The organism is Nocardioides sp. P5_E3 (assembly GCF_054049275.1).
In genome coordinates this window covers 56,631-78,473 of sequence record NZ_JBFUMR010000020.1, presented here as the reverse complement: position 1 = coordinate 78,473, position 21,843 = coordinate 56,631, and the positions used below count along the sequence as shown (strand labels likewise).

Genomic DNA, 21,843 nt, shown 5'->3' with positions numbered 1-21,843 from the left:
CTGACCCCCAGATCTTTGTAGGGTTCCTACAGTTCCGTTCGACCCGACTGACGCCCTAGGATCAGCGCCAGCTGCAGGGCGAACGCCTCGCGCGGGCGGGTCGGCGACCAGCCCGTGGCGTCGGAGATCTGGCGCAGCCGGTAGCGCACCGTGTTGGGGTGCACGAAGAGCGCGCGAGCCGTCGCCTCGATCGACGAGCCGTGCTCGAACCACGCCGACAATGTCTCCAACAGGGTGCCGCGGGCCGCCACCAGCGGGAGGTAGACCTCGTCCACGAGGTGGCGCCGCGCGTGGCCGTCGCCGGCGAGCGCCCGCTCGGGCAGCAGGTCGCGGCTCGCGACCGGGCGCGGGGCGTCGGGCCAGCCACTGGCTGCCCGGTGGGCCGACAGGGCGGCGCGGGCGGACGCGTTGGCGTGGGCCAGGTCGGCGGTGACGGGTCCGACCACGACGGGCCCGTCACCGAAGTGGTCCAGCAGCCGGGTCGCGGCCGGGAGCGGGTCGGTCACGCCGCCCAGCACGACGACGAGCCGGTCGCCCTGCGTGGCGCACAGCGCGTCCATCCCGCCGGCGCGAGCCGAGCGGCGTACGGACTCGAAGACGTCGAGCTCGGCCCGGTGGAGAGGCGTGGCGCCCAGCACCACGGCCACGTCGCCGTGCGCCCCCCAGCCCAGCGCGCTCGCGCGCGACAGCACGCTCTCGTCGGCCTCCGCCCGGACGACCGAGTCGACGACCAGTGCCTCGAGCCGGGCGTCCCACGCGCCGCGGGACTCGGCGGCGCGGGCGTAGACGGCGGCAGTGGCGAAGGCGACCTCGCGCGCGTAGAGCAGCACCGCGTCGTGCACCTCGCTGGCGTCCTCCGGGTCGAGGAGCGCGTCGATCGTCGTCTCGACGACCCGGATGCTCAGCCGCACCAGCTCGACCGTCTGCTGGAGCGAGATGACGCCGGTGAGCTCGCGCGGCGCGGCGCCGAACACGACGACGTCGAGCGGGTCGTGGGCCGACGCCTCGACCTCGTGGTCGTACCAGTCCACGAACCCGCGGATGCCGGCCTGCACGATCAGGCCGACCCACGAGCGGTCCTGGGCGCTCAGGTCGTCGAACCACGGCAGGTCCGTCGACATCCGGCCCGTGGCGGCGGTGCTCAACGCACCCGTGGAGTTGCGCAGGGCCTCGGCTGCGCGACGACGGGACGGGGTCACGGGACGACTGTAGTGGGGTGCGTCACGTAGTGGGATTCCCACGAAGAGCGGACGGCGCGTCGCGGGCCCGCGCGTCACGATGTGGCATCGGAGCGAGGCGTGCGGGGTACCGGGCCGCACCGTCTGGTTGAATCCCGGACAGTCAGCACCCTGAGATCGAGGTGGATGGTCGAGTGACCCGTCGCAACAGCCCGCAGGTCGAGCACGTGACCGTGCACGGGCACCGACGCGCCTACGTCCGCGCCGGCTCGGGGCCTGTCGTCCTCCTGCTCCACGGACTCGGCTGCGACCACACGACCTGGGGGCCGGTCATCGACTCGCTCTCCCGGACGCACACCGTCATCGCGCCTGACCTGCTCGGGCACGGGTCGTCCGACAAGCCGCGCGCCGACTACAGCGTGGGCGGCTACGCCAACGGCATGCGTGACCTGCTGACCGTGCTGGGCATCGACACCGCGACGGTGGTCGGGCACAGCTTCGGCGGGGGAGTGGCGATGCAGTTCGGCTACCAGTACCCCGAGCGGACCGAGCGCCTCGTGCTCGTCGGCTCCGGGGGTCTCGGTCCCGAGGTCAACCCCGCGATCCGCGTCATCACCACGCCCGGGTTCCAGCAGGTGATGGGGGTGCTCGCCGCGCCGGGCCTTCGCCACGTCGCCACGACGACCATGCGGGTTCTCGCCCGCACCGGGATCAGCCAGCTGCGCGACCTCGGCGAGGTCGCCGCCATCTACGACTCGTTCAAGGACCCGAGCGCGCGTGCCGCGATCCGCCACGTGGTCCGCGCGGTCGTGGACTGGAAGGGCCAGATCGTGACGATGGCCGACCGGGCGTACCTCACCGAGGCCATGCCGATGTGCGTGATCTGGGGGGCCGACGACCTCGTCATCCCGGTCAGCCACGCGAGCAACGCCAGCGCCCTCGCGCCGACCGCCCGCGTCGAGATCATCCCCAACGCCGGCCACTTCCCGCACCGCGACCACCCCGAGCGCTTCGCGAAGATCGTGCGCGACTTCATCCGCACCACCGAGCCCGCCCACTACGACCGCGAGCGCTGGCGCGACCTCCTGGAGGAGGGGGCGTCGCGTCCGCCGGCCGAGGCCCGGGCCGGCGGGTCGCCGGTCTCACCGCTGGCCGACGTACGACGCGCGAAGCCCGCCTGAGGAAGACATCCTCAGGCGGGCTCGGCGACGTGTCAGGTGATGCGGGTGCTCAGGCGTCTCCGCCCTCCTGCTTGATGTCCTTGGTCGCAGTCGGGTCGTCGATCTTGTAGCGCTGCGCGGCCTCGACGACCTTCTCCACCGGGAAGTCGCCGGCGTCGGCCAGGGCCTGGAGGGCCTGGACGACGACGCTGACCGCGTCGATGTGGAAGAACCGGCGGGCGGCCGGGCGGGTGTCGGCGAAGCCGAACCCGTCGGCACCGAGCACGCGGTAGTCGGCCGGGACCCAGCGGGCGATCTGCAGCGGGACGGCCCGCATGTAGTCGGACACCGCGACGACCGGCCCCTGGGCGCCTGCGAGCTTGTCGCTGACGTAGGCCGTGCGACGCTCCTCGCCCGGGTTGAGCAGGTTCCACTGCTCGGCGGCGGCACCGTCGCGGGCGAGCTCGTTCCACGAGGTGACCGACCACAGGTCGGCCTGGACGCCCCAGTCGTCGGCGAGCAGGCGGGCGGCCTCCTCGGCCCACGGGAAGCCCACGCCGGACGCCATCAGCTGGACCTTCGGGCCCTCGCCCTGGGCGGTGGCGACCTTGTGGATGCCCCGCAGGATCCCGTCGACGTCGACGTCGGAGGGCTCGGCCGGCATGGAGACCGGCTCGTTGTAGACGGTGATGTAGAAGATGACGTCCTCGCCGGTGCCGTCAGGCCCGCCGGTGCCGTACATCCGCTCGAGGCCGTTCTGCATGATGTGGCTGATCTCGTAGGAGAACGCCGGGTCGTAGTGGACGATCGCCGGGTTGGTCGCAGCCAGCAGCGGCGAGTGTCCGTCCGCGTGCTGGAGGCCCTCGCCCGTCAGCGTGGTGCGACCGGCCGTGGCCCCGATGAGGAAGCCGCGGGCCAGCTGGTCGGCCATCGCCCAGATCGAGTCACCCGTGCGCTGGAAGCCGAACATCGAGTAGAAGATGTAGAACGGGATCATGTGCTCGCCGTGCGTGGAGTACGCCGACCCGGCGGCCGTGGCCGACGCCATCGCGCCCGCCTCGGAGATGCCCTCGTGGAGCATCTGGCCCTGCGCGGACTCCTTGTAGGACAGCAGCATCTTGCGGTCGACCGACTCGTACTGCTGGCCGCCCGGGTTGTAGACCTTCGCGCTCGGGAACATCGAGTCCATGCCGAACGTGCGGTACTCGTCGGGGGCGATCGGGACCAGGCGGTCACCGATCTCCGGGTCCTTCATCCAGTCGCGCAGCAGCCGGACGACGGCCATCGTGGTGGCGAACTTGTTCTTGCCCGAGCCCTGCTTGAGCTCGGCGTAGAGCTCGTCGCCGGGCAGCTTGAGGGCGGTGGCGCGGTTCACGCGGCGGGGGATCGAGCCGCCGAGAGCCTGGCGGCGCTCGAGCATGTACTCGATCTCCGGGGCGTCGGCGCCCGGGTGGAAGAACGGCGCGCCGCCGGTCTTCTCGTAGGACTCCTCGAGGTCGCGGTCGCTGATCGGCAGGTAGAGCCGGTCGCGGAACTTCTTGAGGTCCGGGAGGGTCAGCTTCTTCATCTGGTGGGTGGCGTTCTTGCCCTCGAGGGCGTCGATCGTCCAGCCCTTGATGGTGTGGGCCAGGATCACCGTCGGCTGACCGGTGTGCTTGGACGCGGCGTCGAACGCGGCGAAGACCTTGCGGTAGTCGTGACCGCCGCGGGGGAGCTTCTCGATCTGGGTGTCGGACATGTGCTCGACCATCTTGCGCAGGCGCGGGTCGCCGCCGAAGAAGTGCTCGCGGACGTAGGCCCCGTCCTCGGTCGAGTAGGTCTGGAAGGCGCCGTCGGGCGTGGAGTTCATCCGGTTGACCAGGACGCCGTCGACGTCGCGCGCCAGCAGGGCGTCCCACTCGCGGCCCCAGACGACCTTGATGACGTTCCAGCCGGCACCCCGGAAGTTGGCCTCGAGCTCCTGGATGATCTTGCCGTTGCCGGTGACCGGACCGTCGAGCTGCTGCAGGTTGCAGTTGATGACCCAGGTCAGGTTGTCGAGCTCCTCGCGCGCGGCGACGCGGATCGCGCCCAGCGACTCGGGCTCGGCCATCTCGCCGTCGCCCATGAAGGCCCACACGCGCTGCTGCTGGGTGTCCTTGATGCCGCGGTTGTCGAGGTAGCGGTTGAAGCGGGCCTGGTAGATCGAGCCGATGGCCGTCAGGCCCATCGAGACGGTCGGGAACTCCCAGAAGTCGGGCATCAGGCGCGGGTGGGGGTACGACGGCAGGCCGGCGCCCTTGCCGTGCTGGACCTCCTGGCGGAAGCGGTAGAGCTGCTCCTCGCTGAGGCGACCCTCGAGGAACGCGCGGGCATAGACACCCGGGGAGCCGTGGCCCTGGATGTAGATCTGGTCGCCACCGCCCTCGTGGTCCTTGCCGCGGAAGAAGTGGTTGAAGCCGACCTCGTAGAGGCTCGCCGAGGACTGGTAGGTGGCGATGTGACCGCCGACCTCGAGGCCCTTGCGGTTGGCCGACGAGACCATGACGGCGGCGTTCCAGCGGATGAACGCGCGGATCCGGCGCTCGACCTCCTCGTCACCCGGGAACCACGGCTCGCGCTCCGGCGGGATCGTGTTGAGGTAGTCGGTCGAGCGCAGGGCCGGGACGCCGACCTGCTTCTCGCGCGCGCGCTCGAGGAGGCGCAGCATGAGGTAGCGGGCGCGGTCGCGGCCGCGGTCGTCGAGCATCGCGTCGAACGACGCGAGCCACTCCTGCGTCTCGTCCGGGTCGATGTCGGGCAGCTGGGTGGGAAGACCCTCGTGGATCACCGACGCGATGGCCGGGTTCTTGCTGGACTTCTCGTCGGACTTCTCGGCGTCACTCACCCGCTCATCGTGTCACGCCCGTCGGCGCCACGAAATCTACCCATGGGTAGTCCCACAGGCCGTGCGGCGCGACCGCGGCCGCCGTCCCTGACAGGCGTGCGCGAGGACGGGGCGTGGACCGGGGTTGCGGCTCCTGCTGTGTTCCTGTGGACTGTGCGCATCCACGCCTGACCTCGACTGGTCGGGCACCCCGAACACAGGAGGCACTGCGTGAGCTCGACGGTGGGCGATTCTGCCCCGGTGACAGGAACGGGGGACCGCCTCGGGCTCAAGCCCGGCATGGTCGTCCAGGAACTCGGCTGGGACAACGACACCGATGACGAGCTCCGCGTCGCGGTCGAGGACTGCATCGACGCAGACATGGTCGACGGCGACTACGGCAACGTGGTCGACGCGGTCCTGCTCTGGTGGCGCGCCGACGACGGTGACCTCGTCGACGGCCTCGTCGACGCCCTGACCGACCTCGTCGGCGGCGGGTCGATCTGGCTCCTCACCCCCAAGGTCGGCCGACCCGGCACGGTCGACGCGTCCGACGTGAGCGAGGCGGCGCCGATCGCGGGCCTGTCGCAGACCACGACGGCGGCGGTCAGCAAGGACTGGCAGGCCATCCGGCTGGTCGCGCCGAAGACCCCCGCGTGACCGTTCGCGACCTCCCGTCCACGCTCGCGGCCCGGGCGTCGGGGGTCGCGACCACTGTCAGCGTGCTGGGACGAGCGGGCGTGATCAGGCCCCACGGGCCACGCACCCTGCTCGAGATCGGCCGGCTGGTCGTGCGCTGGGGGACCGGACCCGCGGGAGGCTTCGCCACGCTCGCTGCCCGTGAGCCGCACCAGGTGGGCATGGTCGACGAGCTCGGCGAGCTCACCTGGGGCGAGCTGCAGCGCCGCTCGAACTCCCTTGCCAGGGCGCTCGCGGAGCGCGGCGTCCGCGAGGGCGACTCGGTCGCGGTGATGTGCCGCAACCACCGCGGCTTCATCGACGCCACCATCGCGATCGCCAAGCTGGGCGCCGACATCCTCTACCTCAACACCGCCTTCGCGGGACCGCAGCTCGTCGACGTGCTGGAGCGCGAGGCGCCGCGCATGGTGATCCACGACGAGGAGTTCACCGGGTTGCTCGCCGGCGCCGACCTCGACCAGAGGGTGCTGGCGTGGACCGACGGAGACCCCGAGGCCTCCGGGACCCACGACACCCTCGAGCGGCTGGTGACGGCGTACGACGAGAGCGACCTGCAGCCGCCCGCCCGGCACGCCCGGATCGTGATCCTCACCTCCGGCACGACCGGCACGCCCAAGGGGGCTCCGCGCAAGGAGGCCGGCATCGACGCCGCCGTGTCGCTGCTGTCGCGGATGCCGCTGCGGGCGGGGTGGCGCACCCACATCGCAGCGCCGCTGTTCCACACCTGGGGCTTCGCGCACCTGGCGCTGGCGATGCTGCTCGGCTCGACCGTCGTGCTGCGACGCACCTTCGACCCGGTCGAGGCACTGCGGACCACGCAGGCCGAGCGGTGCCAGTCGATGGTGGTCATCCCGGTGATGCTCCAGCGCATCCTGGCGCTCGACCCCGGTGAGCTCGAGGGGGTGGACCTCTCCCGCGTCGAGGTGGTCGCGTCGTCGGGCTCGGCGCTGCCGGCCACCCTCGCGCAGGCGTGGATGGACCGCTTCGGCGACAACCTCTACAACATCTACGGCTCCACCGAGGTGGCCTACGCCTCGATCGCCACTCCCGAGGACCTGCGGGCCGACCCGACGTCGGCGGGCAAGCCGCCGCACGGCACCGTCGTGAAGATCCTCGGCCACGACGGGCACGAGCTGCCGCGTGGCGAGACGGGCCGGATCTTCGTGGGCAACGGGCTGCTCTTCGAGGGCTACACCAACGGCGGGTCCAAGGAGGTCGTCGAGGGACTGATGTCCTCGGGGGACCTCGGCTGGTTCGACGAGGCCGGCCGCCTGCACGTCGCGGGCCGCGACGACGACATGATCGTCTCCGGCGGCGAGAACGTCTTTCCGCAGGAGGTCGAGGACTGCCTGGTCACCCACGAGGGTGTGGGGGAGGTCGCCGCCGTCGGCGTTGTCGACGAGGACTATGGTCAACGACTGCGCGCCTTCGTGGTGCGCACCGGCGAGGTGTCGGAGGACGACCTGCGCGAGCACGTGAAGGCCAACCTGGCCAGGTTCAAGGTGCCGCGCGAGATCGTGTTCCTCGACGAGCTGCCGCGCAACGGCACGGGCAAGGTGCTCAAGCGGGAGCTGGCCGGGTGGGACACCAGGGATGACCAGAAGGACGGCGAGGGACCAGCGTGACGGGCAACGGACTGTGCATCGGCGACGAGGCACCCGACTTCACGCTCCGTGACCAGTTCGGCCAGGACGTCCGGCTCAGCGACTTCCGGGGCCGCAAGGCGGTCGTGCTGATGTTCTTCCCGTTCGCGTTCACCGGGGTGTGCACCGGCGAGCTGTCTGGCGTGCGCGACCGGCTCGACGAGTTCCTCACCTTCGACACCGAGGTGCTGACCGTGTCGTGCGACTCGGTCTACGCCCTGCGGACCTTCGCGGAGGCCGAGGGGCTGAACTTCCCGCTGCTCTCGGACTGGTGGCCGCACGGCGCCGTGTCGCGGGCCTACGAGGTGTTCGACGAGGTCAAGGGCGCGCCGCGCCGGTCGTCGTACGTCATCGATCGGGAGGGCCGCCTGCGGTGGTCGGTGCACAACGCGAACCCCGACGGCCGCGACCTCGACGAGCACCTCAACGAGCTCCACGCGGCGCTCGAGACGCACCTCGTGTGAGCTCCGGTCTAGACCGATCCGGGTCAATTCGGCGATTCCTCACCGCCCTTTGGGGCGGGGTGTAATCTTCTTCTTGTTGAACCGCTGGTGACCCGAGACGCCAGCGGTTCAACTCATTTCCGGACCTGTTCGTGCCGGCCCTGAGAGGCTTGGCGGACACCGGCCGACGGTTTTCCGGGCCGGGTGCCCGGTCCCGTAGTGTGTGCCCCTGCGCGTCGGTAGCTCAGCGGTAGAGCACTCGGTTTACACCCGAGCGGTCGGCGGTTCGAAACCGTCCCGACGCACCCGTCCCCGCCTGCCGGGGACCGCATGAGAGGCCTCTCATCCACGCCTCACGGACGGCTCACGCCGCCGCAGCACTCTTCTCGTACACCGGGCCGAACCGGCCCCCGACGAGAGGAACCACGATGAGGAAGATCCTTCCCACCACGCTGCTGGGTGTCGCCGGCCTGACCGCCTTCGGCCTGGTCGCCATGGCGACGCCAGTCGTGTCCGCCACGCCGGACGAGGCCGCCAAGCGCGACGACGACACCCCGTCGCTCGTCCTGGTCTCCGACGACGACGATGACGACACCAACGACGACGACAACGACGACGACACGAACACCAACAGCCCGTCGTACACCGACCAGAGCCGCGACACCAACGACAACACCAACAGCCGAGTGACCGACGTCAGCCGCGACCGCGACAAGAGCCGCGGCGACAAGACCCGCGACTGGACGCGCGACGGCGGCGACAAGACGCGCGACAAGACGGCGAACAGCACCAACGACCGCAGCCGCAACGACACCCGCGGCTGACCGGGGGCAGTGAGGGAGGCGACGTGGGAGGCGAGATGGGCAGGAACGACGACGGCTGGCACCTCGACGAGGGCGAGCTCCTCGCGCCGGGCCTGAGCGCCCTGCGCCGCCTCGGTGGCGGGGCCGCCTACGAGGCCTGGCTGTGCTTCGACGAGGTGACCTGGTCGCCGGTCGTGGTGAAGGCCCTGCGTCCCTCCCAGCTCGAGGACGAGTCCTCCCGGCGCGGCCTGCGCCGGGAGGTCCTCGCCCTCGCCACGGTCAACCACCCGGTCGTCGTGCGCGGCCTCCGGGACGGGCAGGACGGCGACCGTCCGCACGTCGTGCTGGAGCACATCGACGGCCCGCGGCTCTCCAGCCTGGTCCGTCGCCACGGGCGCCTGCAGGAGCAGCAGTACCTCCCGCTCGCCATCGACGTCGCCGCGGCCCTGCACTACTTCCGCCACATCGGGTGGACCCACCTCGACATCAAGCCCAGCAACGTCATCATGGGCGCCCCCGCGCGCCTGATCGACCTGTCGGTGGCCCGCCCCGAGGAGGACGCCCGCCGGCTCCGCCACCCGATCGGCACCGATGCCTACATGTCGCCCGAGCAGTGCGACCCGGGTGCCGCGCACCAGGGTGGTGGGCCCGTGCCGTCCTACGCCTCCGACGTGTGGGGCCTGGGGGCGACGCTCTTCCACGCGGTCGCCGGCCGGCGACCGTTCGAGCACGGCGACCCCGACGCGGACGACGTACGACGCCGGTTCCCGCAGCTCGTGGACGCCCCCGCGGCGCTGCCCGACGACGTACCGGCCGTGGTCGCGGAGACGGTCCACGCGTGCCTGCGCCGCGACCCCGACGACCGTCCGCTGCCCCACGAGGTGGCCGAGGCCCTCGAGCCGGTGCTCGCCGGGCTGCCGCGCGGCTCGCTGACGGCCTTCAACCCGAGGGCCTGAGCAGGATCAGGTGCTGAGCCGGTAGCCCACCCCGCGCACGGTCGCGATGGCGTCGGTGCCGAGCTTCTTGCGCAGGTAGCCGACGTAGACGTCCACGACGTTGGAGCCGGGGTCGAAGTCATAGCCCCACACCAGGTCGAGCAGCTGCTCGCGGGTCAGGACCTGGCCCGGGTTGAGCAGGAAGATCTCGGCCAGCGCGAACTCCCGTGCGGAGAGCTCGGACTCGCCCCGCGGCCCGGCGATTCGTCGGGTGCGCCGGTCGAGCCGCAGGCCGCCGACCACGAGGTCGTCCCCGCCCACCTGGGCGTCGGCCGGGACCAGCGCGCGAAGGCGCAGCCGGATGCGGGCCATCAGCTCGGCGAAGCGGAACGGCTTGGCCATGTAGTCGTCGGCGCCGCTGTCGAGGGCGGTGACCGTGTCGGTCACCGAGTCGCGGGCGGTCAGCACGATGACGGGCATCCGGCTCCCCTGGGAGCGCAGCTGGTCGAGCACCTCGAACCCGTCCATGCCGGGGAGCCCGATGTCGAGCACCATCAGGTCGAAGCGCCCCGACAGCGCCTCGTCGAGCCCGCGCGGACCGTCGCCCGCGACGGTCGGCTGGTGGCCCTCGGCGCGGAGCCCCTTGGCCACGAACGAGGCGATCCGCTCTTCGTCCTCCACGATCAGGATCTGGGCCATCGGGTGTCCGTCCTCGTCAGGTCGTCGGTCAGGTCGGTCATCGGTCGATCTCCCGGTCGGGCAGGACGATCGTCACGTGCGCGCCGTGGGGCTCGGCGTCGGTGATGCGTACGTCGCCGCCGTGGGCGTCGGCGATCGCGCGCACGATGCTGAGCCCGAGGCCGAAACCGTCGTCCCCGGCACGCACGTGGCTGCGGCCGAACCGCTCGAGCACGGCCTCGCGGTCCTCGGCCGGGATCCCGTCACCCGAGTCGCGGACCCACAGCCGCACCAGGCCGTCCTCGCGGGCCGAGCCGACCGCCACGACGGAACCGGGGTCGGTGTGCTTGACCGCGTTGTCGGCGAGCTGGAGCAGCGCCTGGGTGACCCGCTGCTCGTCGAGCACCGCGCGGCCGCGGGCGACGCCGTCGAGCTGCCACTCGCGGTCGCCGAGCGCGGTGGCCTTGGCCAGGACCGACTGGGTGAGGTCGGCGAGGTGCACCTCGCCCAGCACCAGGAAGTCGGGACGGCGGCTCTTCGCGAGCAGGATGAGGTCCTGCACGAGGCGCGACATCCGGTCGACCTCGTCGAGGAGGAGCTCGCGCGTCTGGGCCAGCTCGGCCGGGTCCTCGCCGTCCAGCAGCTCGAGGTGTCCGCGCAGGACGGTGAGCGGGGTCTTGAGCTCGTGGCCGGCGTCGTCGAGGAACTGGCGCTGCGCGGCGAAGCCCGAGTCGAGCCGCTCGAGCATGCTGTTGATCGTGCGGGTGAGCGCGGTGATGTCGTCGTTGCCGCGCTCCGGGATGCGGCGTGACAGGTCGGTGGTCGTGATCTCGCGGGCGGTGGTCTCGAGGGTGCGCAGCGGCGCCAGGAGGCGGCCGGACTGGAAGCCGGCGATGGTGGTGATCAGCCCGAGCGAGAGCAACGCGATGAGCGTGTAGGTCTGCAGCGTGCGGTCGAGCTCCTCGTGCTCGTCGCGCAGGAAGTTGACGATGACCAGCGAGCCCTCGCCCTGCGTGTTGGTGACGGGCACGAGCGTCACCCAGGTCTCACCGAAGGTGGGCGACTCGATGACGCGGGTGCCGCCGACGCCGTCGAGCTCGGCGAGCGCGTCCTGGTAGGCGGGCTCGTCGAGGACCTCCTGGCCGTAGCGGTTGACCGTGCGCTCAGGCGTCTCGCCGCGGACGTAGCCGACGAGCATCTCGTCGTCGTCGGGGACGTTGCGGGTGAGGAAGACGTTGAGCACGCGGCCGACGTCGTCGAACTCCTCTCCGGTGTTCGGGTCGATGCGGAGCGCGCGGAACTCCGCGATCTCCTGGCTGATCTGCGCGTTCACCTGGCGCTCGATCCGCGCCGACTCCAGCGCGTAGACCAGCAGCCCCGCGCCCGTCATCGCCACCGCCGTGAGGAGCGCGATGACGACCGTGATGCGGGTGCGGACCGAGACGCGGGCGATGCGTCGCCGGGCACCGTCAGTCGTCCCACTCGTCGTCGGTGTCGTCATCGTCCGGCCCGTCGTCGTCATCCCACTCGTCGTCGTCATCCTCTCCGACCGGTGTCGGCTTCGGCGTCACGACCCGGGCCTCGTCACCGCCGCCGCGCTGCGCGTCCTGCCCGGGGCCGCCGTCCGTTCCGTCAGGGTCGGGCCGCGGAGTGCCGGGCGACGTCCCGCCGGGCGGGGGAGCGGCCGGGTCGGTCGTGGCCGGGTCGGTGGTGGCCGGGTCGGTGGGGGCGTCGCGCAGGATCACGGGACTGTGGTCGGCAGGTGCCGGTGCTCCCGGCGACGTCAGCGACCCGGCGACGTACGCCGTCACCGGCACCACGACCGCCAGGAGGAGGAGCACCCTCGTCACCTGTCCCATGGGCGCCATGGTGTGCAACCGGCGTGGGGCCAGGGTGAGACGCGGATGAGAGGGTTCTTAGACAGCGGGACGCGTGCCACAGTGGGCGCATGATCGTCCCCTTCAGCGTCACCGACTTCATCGAGCGCGCCGCGGCCGTCTACGGCGAGCGCCCGGGGTTCATCGACGAGCCCGACCAGCCCGCCGCGTCGCTGGGCACCCTGACCTACGCCGAGGCGTACGACCTGGCGCGCCGGCAGTCGGCGAAGCTGGACGAGCTGGAGCTGGAGGTCGGCGACCGGGTCGCGATCATCAGCCACAACTCGGCGCGGCTGCTGACGTCGTTCTTCGGCGTGTGCGGCTCGGGGCGGGTGCTGGTGCCGATCAACTTCCGGCTGCGGCCGGACGAGATCGCCTACATCGTGGCCCACTCCGGCGCGCGGGTGCTCTACGTCGACCCGGAGCTGGTGGACTCGCTGAAGGGCGTCGACGTCGAGCACACCTTCGTGCTCGGCGAGGACGGGTCGATGTACGCCGAGCCCGGGGTCGAGCCGCGCCCGTGGGAGCCCGACGAGAACGCCACGGCCACGATCAACTACACCTCGGGTACGACCGCGCGGCCCAAGGGCGTGCAGCTGACCCACCGCAACCTCTGGACCAACGCCGTGACCTTCGGCCTCCACGCCGGGGTGAGCGACCGCGACGTCTACCTCCACACGCTGCCGATGTTCCACGCCAACGGCTGGGGGATGCCGTTCGCGATGACCGGCCTCGGCGTGCCGCAGGTGGTGCTCCGCAAGGTCGACGGGGCAGAGATCCTGCGACGGGTCGAGCAGCACGGCGTGACCGTGATGTGCGCGGCCCCGGCCGTGGCCGCCGCGGTGCTGGAGGCCGCCCAGGACTGGGAGGGCGAGATCCCCGGTCGCGACCGCGTGCGCATCATCATGGCGGGCGCACCGCCGCCCACGAAGACCGTCGTGCGGGTCGAGGAGGAGCTCGGCTGGGAGTTCGTGCAGATCTACGGCCTCACCGAGACGTCGCCGCTGCTGACCGTCAACCGCAGCCGCGCCGAGTGGGACGACCTGCCGGCCGAGGAGCGGGCCGCCAGGCTCGTGCGCGCCGGAGCGCCCGCGATCGGCGTACGCCTGCGCACCGATGCCGAGGGGGAGGTGCTGGCGCGGTCCAACGTCATCCTCGAGGGCTACTGGGAGCGGCCCGACGAGACGGAGAAGGCGCTCGTCGACGGGTGGTTCCACACCGGCGACGGCGGGGTGATCGGCGACGACGGTTACCTCACGATCAGCGACCGCAAGAAGGACGTCATCATCACCGGCGGCGAGAACGTCTCCTCGATCGAGGTCGAGGACGTGCTCTTCTCGCACCCGGCGGTCGCCGAGGTCGCGGTCATCGGCGTGCCGAGCGACAAGTGGGGCGAGACCATCAAGGCGCTCGTCGTGCTGGCCGACGGCGCGACCGCCGACGAGGCCGAGCTGATCGCGTGGTGCAAGGACAGGGCCGCCGGCTACAAGGCACCGACGTCCATCGAGTTCCGCGACGAGCTGGCCCGTACGGCGACCGGCAAGCTGCAGAAGTTCAAGCTGCGCCAGCCCTACTGGGAGGGGCAGGAGCGGCAGGTCAACTAGCCCGGTCAACTAGCCTGCGCGCATGCCCAGCCTCGCCGACGTCGTCGACCTGCTGCACACCTGGTACCCGCCCCGGACGGCCGACTCGTGGGACGCCGTCGGGCTGGTGGCCGGCGACCCGTCCGCCGAGGTGGCGCGGGTGATGTTCGCCGTCGACCCGACGGTCGAGGTCGCTCGCGAGGCGGTCGAGTGGGGTGCCGACCTCCTCGTCGTGCACCACCCGCTGTTCCTCACGCCCGTCAGCTCGGTCGCCGCGGACACGCCCAAGGGGCGCACCCTGCACACCCTGAACGCTGGCGGTTGCGCGCTGCTGGCCGCCCACACCAACGCCGACCAGGCGGTCTCCGGCGTCTCGGAGTCGCTCGCGCTGGCGCTCGGGCTCACCGACCTCGCGCCCATCAGGCCGGCGCCGGCCGGACCGCTCGACAAGATCGTCGCGTTCGTGCCGGTCGAGTCGGCGGACGCCGTCCGCACGGCCATGACCGATGCGGGCGCGGGCCGGCTCGGGGACTACGACTCGTGCACCTGGACCGCGACGGGCGAGGGCCGGTTCCGCCCGCTCGACGGCGCCTCGCCCGCGATCGGAGCGGTCGGCGACCTCGAGGTGGTCGAGGAGGCCCGGGTCGAGGCGGTGGTGCCGCGCGGTCGTCGTACGGCGGTGGTGCGGGCGCTGCTGGCCGCCCACCCCTACGAGGAGCCGGCCTTCGACGTGGTCCCGCTCGCCGACCCCGGGCTGGCGGCCACCGGCACCGGGCGGATCGGCGCGGTCGAGGAGATGACGCTCGAGCAGCTCGCCGGGCGGGTCGCGGAGGCGTTGCCGGCAACGGCCCACGGCGTACGCGTGGCCGGCGACCCGCAGCGGCCGGTGCGGAAGGTCGCGGTGTGCGGCGGGGCGGGGGACTTCCTGCTCGACGAGCTCGCCCACAGCGACGTCGACGTCTACGTCACGAGCGACCTCCGGCACCACCGCGCGGCCGAGTTCCTCGAGCACGACGGGCCGGCCCTGGTCGATGTCGCGCACTGGGCAGCCGAGTGGACCTGGCTACCGACGGTGGAGGCTCGGCTGCGTCGGGAGATGGGCGATAGGGTCGACACCCGGGTCAGCACACGGTGCACCGACCCGTGGACGTTCCGCCACTGAAGCAGCAGGAGAGCCGTTGAAGGCCGATCCCACCCACCAGCACGCGCTCCTCGACGTCGCCGCGCTCGACTCCCGTGCCGCCCAGCTGCGGCACCAGCGGGGCCACCTCCCCGAGATGGCCGAGATCAGCACGCTGGAGGCCGAGCGCACCCAGCTGACCGACCAGGTGCGCGACGCGCGCATCGTCGTGGACGACCTCACCGTCGAGCAGACCAGGGCCGACCGCGAGGTCGAGCAGGTCAAGACCCGCCGTGAGCGCGACCGCTCCCGGATGGACAGCGGGCAGATCACCAACCCCAAGGACCTCGAGCGGATGCAGCACGAGCTCGTCTCGCTCGAGCGCCGGATCTCGACGCTCGAGGACGCCGAGCTCGAGGTGATGGAGAAGCTCGAGGAGGCGCAGCAGCTGCTCGCCGGCCTCGGCATCCGCGCCGAGGACATCGACGCCCGCCTGGCCGAGCTGGTCGCGGCGCGCGACGAGAAGCGCGTCGAGATCGACCGCTCGCTCGACGAGGTGTCGGCCGCTCGCGGCCCGGCGACCGAGGGCATGCCCGACGACCTGATGGCGCTCTACGAGCGGCTGCGCGAGCAGAAGGGCATCGGCGCCGCGCTGCTCCGGTCCCGCCAGTGTGGTGGCTGCAACATGACCCTCGACGCCTCCGAGCTGTCGCGGATCAGGTCCGCCCCGGCCGACGAGGTCATCCGCTGCGAGGAGTGCCAGCGCATCCTGGTGCGCACCGACGAGTCCGGCCTCTGAGGAGCTGACGCGTCGTGCGTTTCATCGACGCGGAGCTCGTGGCCGAGCGCAGCCGCATGTCGCTGCGGGCCCGCGTGGCCCGGCTGCGGGCCAAGGGCTGGGTGATCGGCCAGTGCGCGGTCGCCGCCGGCATCGCGTGGTGGCTGGCCGCCGACGTCTTCAACCACCGGTTGCCGTTCTTCGCGCCGATCGCGGCCGTGGTGTCCCTCGGGATGTCCTACGGCCAGCGCCAGCGCCGGGTCGCGGAGGTGACCGTGGGCGTGGCCCTCGGCGTCTTCCTCGGCGACGCGGCCACCCACCTGATCGGCTCGGGCGGGTGGCAGATCGCGGTGATCGTGGCCGCCGGCATGTCGATCGCGCTGCTGCTCGACGCCGGGCAGATCATGGTCATCCAGGCCGCCGTGCAGGGGATCGTGGTCGCCGCGCTGGCGCCCGCCCCGGGCGACGCCTTCCTCCGTTGGACCGACGCGATCATCGGGGGATCGGTGGCGCTCGTGGCGGCGACCGTCGTGCCACGCGCGCCCCTGCGCAAGCCGCGCGACCAGGCGGCCGTGGTCGTGCGCAAGATCGCCGAGCTGCTGCGCTCGTCCGCCGACCGCCTCGGTGACGGCGACGTCGACAAGGCGCTGGCCGTGCTGCGCGACGCCCGGTCCACCGACGCGCTCATCGCCGAGCTGCGGGCGGCGTCGTCGGAGGGGCTGTCGGTCGTGAGCTCCTCGCCCTTCCGGCGACGGCACGGCGAGCACCAGCGCCAGCTCGCCGAGCTCGTCGAGCCGCTCGACGTGGCCCTGCGCAACACTCGCGTGGTCGTGCGCCGGGTCGCGGTGGCCTGCTACCGCCGCGAGCCCGTGCCGGCGTCGTACGCCTCCCTGATGCGCGACCTGGCGGACCTCTCGGACCGGGTCGCCCACGAGCTGGTGGCCAACCGGATGGCCGAGGCGGTCATCGACGACCTCATCGCCCTCGGGCGCGCCACGGCGCAGGTCGAGCACAGCGACGACCTGTCCGCCGAGGTGATCCTGGCGCAGGTGCGCTCGATCGTCGCCGACATGCTGGCGCTGTGCGGGATGGACCCGCTCGAGGCGACGGACGTGATCCCGCTGCGCTAGCGGCCTCTGCTCGGGACGGTCTCCTGGACCACTCGRCAGCGCGCTCAGACCTCGGTGACCACCACGTCGAGCTGGGTGCCCTTGGCAGTGGGCTCGCCCATCTCGACGGTCCAGCCGAGCCGGGTGAGGGTGTCGGCGAGCGCCCTGGGCGTGCGGGGGTTGGCGCCGTCCTCGAGCAGCGCCCGGACGATGCGGCCCTTGGTCGCCTTGTTGAAGTGGCTCACGACCGACCGCTTGCCGGCCGACTCGTGGAGCACGCGCACGGTCGCGACGCGGCGGGCCAGGGACGCGTCCGGCCGCCAGAAGGCGGCGTACGTCCCGGAGCGGAGGTCGACGAGCAGGCCGGTGCCGACCGCCTCGGTGACAGCCTCGCCGAGGACCTCGCGCCACGCGCCGGCGACCGAACCGGTGCCGGGCAGGCCAGGAAGGGTGGCGTCGCCGGAGAGCCGGTAGGCCGGGATCCGGTCGCCGGGCCGCACGATGCCGAAGAGCGAGCTCGTGATCGCCACCCGCGCGGTCGCCCGGCGGCGGGCCGCGGGGGAGAGGGTGTCGAAGCCGAGGGCGTCGTAGAGGACGCCGGTGTAGATCGCGTCGGCGCGGGCGGTCGGGGCGCCCTCGAGGTCGGCGTTGCGCTGCACCAGGTCGCGCTGGGCGGGACCGAGGCCGAGCACCGCGGCGGCCTTGTCCTGGTCGTCGCCGCACAGCCGCACGAGCGACTCGATCAGCGTCGTCCGGGTGGTGGTCAGGGACGGCGAGGACAGCGAGCCGAGGTCGAGGGCCTTGCCGCGACGGGGAGCGGTCTTGCCCTCGCTGGGCGGCAGCAGGATCAGCACGGGCGCAAGCGTAGGGAGCGGCCGGGTTCGTCGGGTTCGCGGGTCTCGGTACGCCCTGACGCGACCTCGTGCCTCGCTCGCGGGGACACTCGACCTCCCGCCCCCGGCGTGGTGCGCGACTCCGTCGCTCCCGACTAGGGTCGTGACATGCCCAGCAACCGTGTGGTGAAGGTCCGCTCCAGCGGGGACAGCGTGACGGCACAGGAGATGCGCGACGGCATCGCCGCGATCCAGGCGGAGCTCGACGTCACGCCGACCTTCCCCCAGGCCGTCGAACGGGCGGCCGCGGAGGCGGCCGCGTCGCCMCGGCTGCCGGGGCTCGACCGCACCGACATCCCGTTCGTCACGATCGACCCCGAGTCGGCCCGCGACCTCGACCAGGCGATGCACATCGAGCGGTCGGGGGACGGCTACGTCGTGCACTACGCGATCGCCGACGTCGCGGCGTTCGTCGCGGCGGGTGACCCCGTCGACGTCGAGGCCAACCGCCGGGGCGAGACGCTCTACGGCGCCGACTCCAAGATCCCGCTGCACCCGACCGTGCTGAGCGAGGGCGCCGCCTCGCTGCTCCCCGACGAGGTGCGTCCGGCGCTGCTGTGGACGATCAAGGTCGACGAGACCGGTGAGGGCACCGACGTCGAGGTCGAGCGGGCGCTGGTCCGCTCGCGCGCCAAGCTGTCGTACGAGGGGGTGCAGGCAGACCTCGACGCCGGGAAGGCCGACGAGCTCATCGGCCTGCTCAAGGAGGTCGGCGAGCTGCGCCTCGCCCGCGAGGCCGCCCGCGGCGGTGTCTCGCTGCCGCTGCCCGAGCAGGAGCTCGACGAGACCGGCGAAGAGCACTGGGAGCTGGAGTTCCGGCGGCTGACGCCGGTCGAGACGTGGAACGCGCAGATCTCCCTCCTCACCGGGATGGCCGCTGCCTCGCTGATGGTCTACGCCCGCGTCGGCATCCTCCGCACCCTGCCGCCGGCGGACCCCCGTGACGTCCAGCGCCTCCACCGCACCGCGCGCGCCCTCGGCATCTCGTGGCCCGCCGAGCAGCTCTACCCCGACTTCATCCGTACGCTCGACCCGTCGAAGCCGACCCACGCTGCGATGGTCGTGGCGTGCACCCGTCTGCTGCGCGGCGCTGGCTACGTCGCCTTCAGCGGCGAGCTCCCTGAGCAGGCCCAGCACTCCGCGCTCGCCTCGGAGTACGCCCACGTCACCGCCCCGCTGCGTCGGCTCGCCGACCGCTACGCCGGCGAGGTCTGCGTCGCCCTGTGCGCCGGCACCGAGGTCCCGTCGTGGGTCATCGAGGCGATGGGCGGGCTGCCCGAGACCATGACCGAGTCCGGGCGCCGGGCCAACCGCTACGAGAACGCCGTCGTCAACCTCTGCGAGGCCGAGCTGCTCCACGACCGGGTGGGTGAGCGCTTCACCGCCGTCGTCGTCGACCTCGACGAGAAGAGCAAGCAGAAGGGCGACATCACCATCCAGGACCCCGCCATCGAGGCGCCGGTGACCAGCACCTCCGACCTCCCCCTCGGCGAGGAGATCACCGTCGAGCTGGCGGCGGCCGACCCGACGACGCGGACCGTGGAGTTCCGGCTGGTCTGAACGACGTACGGCGGCGCGTCGGACGACCACAACGTCGTACGCCCGAGGCGGGCCACGCCTGGAACCGGCGAGCCGGACGACTTCTGGTCGTCCGACGCGCCGGGTAGGTGAACCGGGCGGAGGCCGGCGACGTACGCCCGGGGGAGGAGGTGTCCCGTGGTCGGAGTGCGACGCGGCCTGGCCGTGTGCCTCGTGGGCGTGGTCGCCCTGCTCGACGTGCTCGACGTCGGACCCCCTGCGTGGGTCGTCGGTCTGGCCTGCGCCGTCGTGCTGGCGGTCGCGGCCGGCCGCCGGGCGACCGCCGACGGGGTCGCGGCCCTCGGGCCGGCGGACCTGGTCACGCTGACCCGGGCGACGCTGGCGTGCGGGATCGCCGCGCTGGTGGCGGAGGCCTTCACCGGGGCTGACGTCGTCGGCGTCCTGGTCCCGCTCACGGTCGTCGCGCTGCTGCTGGACCTCGTCGACGGCCGCGTCGCGCGTCGCGCCGGGTCCGCGTCGGCGTACGGCGCGCGCCTCGACGGCGAGGCCGACGCGTTCCTGATCCTCGTGCTCAGCGTGCTGGTCGCTCGGGAGCACGGTGCGTGGGTGCTCGGGCTGGGCGTGATCCGTTACGCGTACGCCGTCGCGGCGCGACTGCTGCCGTGGATGCAGCGGACGTTGCCGCCGCGCTACTGGCGCAAGGTGGTGGCGGCCTACGTCGGCATCGCCCTGACGCTCGCGGCGTCCGGCCTCGCGCCCGCAGCGACGACGTACGGCGTGCTGGTGGTCGCGGCGCTGCTGCTCGCGGAGTCGTTCGGCTGGGACGTGGTGTGGCTGTGGCGGCGTCGACTGAACCGGGCGGGTGCCGCGGACGTACTCCCTGCAAAGGTCCTCGAACACGGCAGGTGAGTGGCATGCGCGTCATCGCAGCGTTATCGGTGCTCGTCTCGGCGGCGGTGCACCTCTACCTCTGGCTCGACTTCGCCCGGGACGACGACTTCCTCGGACCGTCGTTCATGCTCAACGCGATCGCCGGTGCCGTGATCGCGGTCCTGCTGCTGGTGTGGCGGCACTGGGTGCCGGCGTTCCTCGCCCTCGGGTTCGGGGCGAGCACGCTGCTGGCCTTCGTGCTCGCCACGACGGTCGGCCTGTTCGGCGTCACCGCCAACTGGACCGGGTGGGCGGTGTGGGTCGCGGCCGCCGCCGAGGTCGTCGCGATCGTCGCGGGAGCGCGGCTGCTCGCCGCCGACAACCCGCTCGCCTCACGCGTCCAGTCGTAGGACCACCCGCCCGCTCGTGGTCCGCACCTCGACGCTGGCGATGTCGTCACGCGGGACGGACGTGGAGGCCGGGACCTCCATGGTGGCGCCGCTCAACGAGGTCCAGCTCCCGACCTGCTCGGACCGGCCGTCGGAGGCGGTGACGAACAACAGGTAGTCGACCTGCTCGGGCAGGTCCACCTCCACGGCGTCCTTGTCGTAGGTGCAGGTCAGCAGCATCCGGGTGCCCCAGGCGACGCGCTCGAGGCCGAGGCTGGCCTCGACGGGGACGTGGCCCAGCGGGGCCATCTCGTGCGTCTCGACCGGTTTGCCGCCGTCGGGCGACCCGGGCGACTGCGGCGAGGACGTGCTGGTGCCCGGCCCGGAGACCGGCGTGTCGGCGCGCTCCAGGACCGCAGGCACGGCGAGCGCCACCACGGCGGCTGCTGCGGCTGCGAGCCCGGCGACGACGAGGACGCGCCGGCGGCTGCGGACCTCGACCGCGCGGGTCACCGAGGGCAGCAGGGTCGCCGGGAGGGGCGGGTCGGCAGGCGGGTCCTCGAGGACGGCGGGGTCGACGAGGTCGAGCAGCCCGGGCATCCCGGCGAAGGAGCGGACCGAGCGCGAGCACTCGTCGCAGGTGTCGAGGTGGCGCTCGAAGTCGAGACGCTCCGCGGGACTGAGGGCACCGAGCACGTACGCCGCGTCGTCGTGCGCGTGGGGGCAGCTCGTCGGGGTGCTCATGCCGAGACCCCCATCTCCTCGAGCGCGAGCTTGAGCGCCCGCAGCGCGTAGTGGGTGCGGGACTTCACGGTGCCGGGCGGGACGCCGAGGCGGCGGGCGACCTCGGCGACCGGACGGCCGCGGTAGTAGCACTCCAGCAGCACGGTGCGGTGGTCCTCGGACAGGTGGGTGAGCGCCTCCGCGACGACCCACGACAGGAGGAGCTGGTCGTCGGCGTCGTCCTCGGTCGAGCGGCGCTGCTCGGGGACCTCCCCGACGGGGGTCTCGGGCCGGGCCTTCCGGCTGCGCCAGTCGTCGATGACGATGTTGCGGGCCACGGTGAAGAGCCAGGAGCGGACGGCTGCCGGAGGGCTGTGGAGGATCGTGCCGTGGCGCCAGGCCCGCAGCAGTGTCTCCTGGGTGACGTCCTCGGCGCGGCCGCGGTCGTTGCCGACGAGGCGCAGGCAGAAGCGCCAGAGCACCTCGGCGTGCTCGTCGTGCACCCGCTGCATCAGCGCGACCTCGTCCTTCGGCATCCCACCCTCCTCCTCGGGAGGACGGCGGCGTCGTCCGGATGG

General features: G+C 72.3%; 21 protein-coding genes and 1 tRNA gene. 14 read left to right on the top strand and 8 right to left on the bottom strand.

Going from position 1 to position 21,843, the window contains the following annotated elements; translation table 11 throughout:
- Positions 1-26: 26 nt before the first annotated feature.
- Positions 27-1,199, bottom strand: a complete 1,173-nt coding sequence (locus ACXJKB_RS14025) for a PucR family transcriptional regulator (protein WP_457189335.1) — start codon at positions 1,197-1,199, stop codon at positions 27-29.
- Between the two features lie 173 nt (positions 1,200-1,372).
- Here ACXJKB_RS14025 and ACXJKB_RS14020 point away from each other — a divergent pair, with 173 nt between their 5' ends.
- Complete coding sequence (locus tag ACXJKB_RS14020) at positions 1,373-2,359, top strand: alpha/beta fold hydrolase (RefSeq protein WP_457189333.1); 987 nt, start codon at positions 1,373-1,375, stop codon at positions 2,357-2,359.
- Positions 2,360-2,408: 49 nt separating this feature from the next.
- Here ACXJKB_RS14020 and aceE read toward each other — a convergent pair whose 3' ends face one another.
- Positions 2,409-5,156 carry a pyruvate dehydrogenase (acetyl-transferring), homodimeric type gene (aceE, locus tag ACXJKB_RS14015; RefSeq protein ID WP_457189347.1) on the bottom strand — a complete coding sequence of 916 codons (2,748 nt, stop codon included), beginning with the start codon at positions 5,154-5,156 and terminating at the stop codon, positions 2,409-2,411.
- 288 nt (positions 5,157-5,444) lie between these two features.
- Here aceE and ACXJKB_RS14010 point away from each other — a divergent pair, with 288 nt between their 5' ends.
- The 6 genes from ACXJKB_RS14010 to ACXJKB_RS13985 all read left to right on the top strand — a co-directional run bounded on the left by ACXJKB_RS14010 (position 5,445) and on the right by ACXJKB_RS13985 (position 9,727).
- On the top strand, positions 5,445-5,843 hold the full coding sequence (locus tag ACXJKB_RS14010) for a DUF3052 domain-containing protein (protein WP_457189331.1): 399 nt from the start codon (positions 5,445-5,447) through the stop codon (positions 5,841-5,843).
- The gene (locus ACXJKB_RS14005) at positions 5,840-7,507 is read left to right on the top strand and encodes an AMP-binding protein (protein ID WP_457189329.1); all 1,668 of its coding nucleotides are present in this window, start codon (positions 5,840-5,842) and stop codon (positions 7,505-7,507) included. The genes ACXJKB_RS14010 and ACXJKB_RS14005 overlap by 4 nt, the downstream gene beginning before the upstream one ends.
- On the top strand, positions 7,504-7,989 hold the full coding sequence (locus ACXJKB_RS14000; protein WP_300052001.1) for a peroxiredoxin: 486 nt from the start codon (positions 7,504-7,506) through the stop codon (positions 7,987-7,989). Before ACXJKB_RS14005 ends, ACXJKB_RS14000 begins: the two co-directional genes overlap by 4 nt.
- A gap of 212 nt (positions 7,990-8,201) precedes the next feature.
- A tRNA-Val gene (locus tag ACXJKB_RS13995) sits at positions 8,202-8,273 on the top strand.
- Positions 8,274-8,396: 123 nt separating this feature from the next.
- A complete protein-coding gene (locus ACXJKB_RS13990) occupies positions 8,397-8,792 on the top strand; it encodes a hypothetical protein (protein WP_457189327.1) in 396 nt (131 codons plus the stop codon).
- Between the two features lie 35 nt (positions 8,793-8,827).
- Positions 8,828-9,727 (top strand): serine/threonine-protein kinase, encoded by a 900-nt coding sequence (locus ACXJKB_RS13985; RefSeq protein ID WP_457189325.1) that lies wholly within the window; start codon positions 8,828-8,830, stop codon positions 9,725-9,727.
- Between the two features lie 6 nt (positions 9,728-9,733).
- Here the strand turns inward: ACXJKB_RS13985 and ACXJKB_RS13980 are convergent, their stop codons facing one another.
- The 3 genes from ACXJKB_RS13980 to ACXJKB_RS13970 are packed head-to-tail and all read right to left on the bottom strand — an operon-like array spanning position 9,734 to position 12,243.
- Complete coding sequence (locus tag ACXJKB_RS13980) at positions 9,734-10,405, bottom strand: response regulator transcription factor (RefSeq protein ID WP_457189323.1); 672 nt, start codon at positions 10,403-10,405, stop codon at positions 9,734-9,736.
- A gap of 37 nt (positions 10,406-10,442) precedes the next feature.
- Positions 10,443-11,885 carry an ATP-binding protein gene (locus ACXJKB_RS13975; RefSeq protein ID WP_457189321.1) on the bottom strand — a complete coding sequence of 481 codons (1,443 nt, stop codon included), beginning with the start codon at positions 11,883-11,885 and terminating at the stop codon, positions 10,443-10,445.
- Positions 11,854-12,243, bottom strand: coding sequence for a hypothetical protein (locus ACXJKB_RS13970; RefSeq protein WP_457189319.1), 390 nt, complete (start codon positions 12,241-12,243; stop codon positions 11,854-11,856). The genes ACXJKB_RS13975 and ACXJKB_RS13970 overlap by 32 nt, the downstream gene beginning before the upstream one ends.
- An 89-nt stretch (positions 12,244-12,332) precedes the next feature.
- On the opposite strand from ACXJKB_RS13970, the gene ACXJKB_RS13965 reads away from it, so the two are divergent.
- Genes ACXJKB_RS13965 through ACXJKB_RS13950 form a run of 4 tightly spaced genes read left to right on the top strand, consistent with a single transcriptional unit; the run spans position 12,333 to position 16,872 of the window.
- A complete protein-coding gene (locus tag ACXJKB_RS13965) occupies positions 12,333-13,865 on the top strand; it encodes an AMP-binding protein (protein ID WP_457189317.1) in 1,533 nt (510 codons plus the stop codon).
- A 22-nt stretch (positions 13,866-13,887) separates the two neighbouring features.
- Positions 13,888-15,006 carry a Nif3-like dinuclear metal center hexameric protein gene (locus ACXJKB_RS13960; protein WP_457189315.1) on the top strand — a complete coding sequence of 373 codons (1,119 nt, stop codon included), beginning with the start codon at positions 13,888-13,890 and terminating at the stop codon, positions 15,004-15,006.
- 16 nt (positions 15,007-15,022) lie between these two features.
- Entirely contained in the window at positions 15,023-15,763 is a 741-nt protein-coding gene (locus ACXJKB_RS13955) for a zinc ribbon domain-containing protein (protein WP_457189313.1), read from the top strand.
- Between the two features lie 14 nt (positions 15,764-15,777).
- Positions 15,778-16,872 carry an FUSC family protein gene (locus tag ACXJKB_RS13950; RefSeq protein ID WP_457189311.1) on the top strand — a complete coding sequence of 365 codons (1,095 nt, stop codon included), beginning with the start codon at positions 15,778-15,780 and terminating at the stop codon, positions 16,870-16,872.
- A gap of 44 nt (positions 16,873-16,916) precedes the next feature.
- Here ACXJKB_RS13950 and yaaA read toward each other — a convergent pair whose 3' ends face one another.
- Complete coding sequence (yaaA, locus tag ACXJKB_RS13945) at positions 16,917-17,705, bottom strand: peroxide stress protein YaaA (protein ID WP_457189309.1); 789 nt, start codon at positions 17,703-17,705, stop codon at positions 16,917-16,919.
- A 147-nt stretch (positions 17,706-17,852) separates the two neighbouring features.
- Between yaaA and ACXJKB_RS13940 the strand changes: the two genes are divergently transcribed.
- The 3 genes from ACXJKB_RS13940 (at position 17,853) to ACXJKB_RS13930 (ending at position 20,563) form a co-directional block, all read left to right on the top strand.
- On the top strand, positions 17,853-19,304 hold the full coding sequence (locus ACXJKB_RS13940) for an RNB domain-containing ribonuclease (RefSeq protein WP_457189307.1): 1,452 nt from the start codon (positions 17,853-17,855) through the stop codon (positions 19,302-19,304).
- A gap of 156 nt (positions 19,305-19,460) precedes the next feature.
- The gene (locus ACXJKB_RS13935) at positions 19,461-20,192 is read left to right on the top strand and encodes a CDP-alcohol phosphatidyltransferase family protein (protein WP_457189305.1); all 732 of its coding nucleotides are present in this window, start codon (positions 19,461-19,463) and stop codon (positions 20,190-20,192) included.
- A gap of 5 nt (positions 20,193-20,197) precedes the next feature.
- Entirely contained in the window at positions 20,198-20,563 is a 366-nt protein-coding gene (locus tag ACXJKB_RS13930) for a hypothetical protein (RefSeq protein ID WP_457189303.1), read from the top strand.
- On the opposite strand, the gene ACXJKB_RS13925 is transcribed toward ACXJKB_RS13930, so the two are convergent.
- Positions 20,546-21,286, bottom strand: a complete 741-nt coding sequence (locus ACXJKB_RS13925) for an anti-sigma factor family protein (protein WP_457189301.1) — start codon at positions 21,284-21,286, stop codon at positions 20,546-20,548. The two genes, ACXJKB_RS13930 and ACXJKB_RS13925, sit on opposite strands and share 18 nt — an antisense overlap.
- The gene (locus ACXJKB_RS13920) at positions 21,283-21,801 is read right to left on the bottom strand and encodes a sigma-70 family RNA polymerase sigma factor (protein ID WP_457189299.1); all 519 of its coding nucleotides are present in this window, start codon (positions 21,799-21,801) and stop codon (positions 21,283-21,285) included. Before ACXJKB_RS13920 ends, ACXJKB_RS13925 begins: the two co-directional genes overlap by 4 nt.
- Positions 21,802-21,843 lie beyond the last annotated feature (42 nt).

Bases quoted from the DNA above. Each gene is read 5' to 3' on its own strand.
- ACXJKB_RS13990 (WP_457189327.1), top strand. From the start codon at position 8,397: ATGAGGAAGATCCTTCCCACCACGCTGCTGGGTGTCGCCGGCCTGACC.
- ACXJKB_RS13985 (WP_457189325.1), top strand. From the start codon at position 8,828: ATGGGCAGGAACGACGACGGCTGGCACCTCGACGAGGGCGAGCTCCTC.
- ACXJKB_RS13980 (WP_457189323.1), bottom strand. From the start codon at position 10,405: ATGGCCCAGATCCTGATCGTGGAGGACGAAGAGCGGATCGCCTCGTTC.
- ACXJKB_RS13975 (WP_457189321.1), bottom strand. From the start codon at position 11,885: ATGACGACACCGACGACGAGTGGGACGACTGACGGTGCCCGGCGACGC.
- ACXJKB_RS13970 (WP_457189319.1), bottom strand. From the start codon at position 12,243: ATGGGACAGGTGACGAGGGTGCTCCTCCTCCTGGCGGTCGTGGTGCCG.
- ACXJKB_RS13965 (WP_457189317.1), top strand. From the start codon at position 12,333: ATGATCGTCCCCTTCAGCGTCACCGACTTCATCGAGCGCGCCGCGGCC.
- ACXJKB_RS13960 (WP_457189315.1), top strand. From the start codon at position 13,888: ATGCCCAGCCTCGCCGACGTCGTCGACCTGCTGCACACCTGGTACCCG.
- ACXJKB_RS13930 (WP_457189303.1), top strand. From the start codon at position 20,198: ATGCGCGTCATCGCAGCGTTATCGGTGCTCGTCTCGGCGGCGGTGCAC.
- ACXJKB_RS13925 (WP_457189301.1), bottom strand. From the start codon at position 21,286: ATGAGCACCCCGACGAGCTGCCCCCACGCGCACGACGACGCGGCGTAC.
- ACXJKB_RS13920 (WP_457189299.1), bottom strand. From the start codon at position 21,801: ATGCCGAAGGACGAGGTCGCGCTGATGCAGCGGGTGCACGACGAGCAC.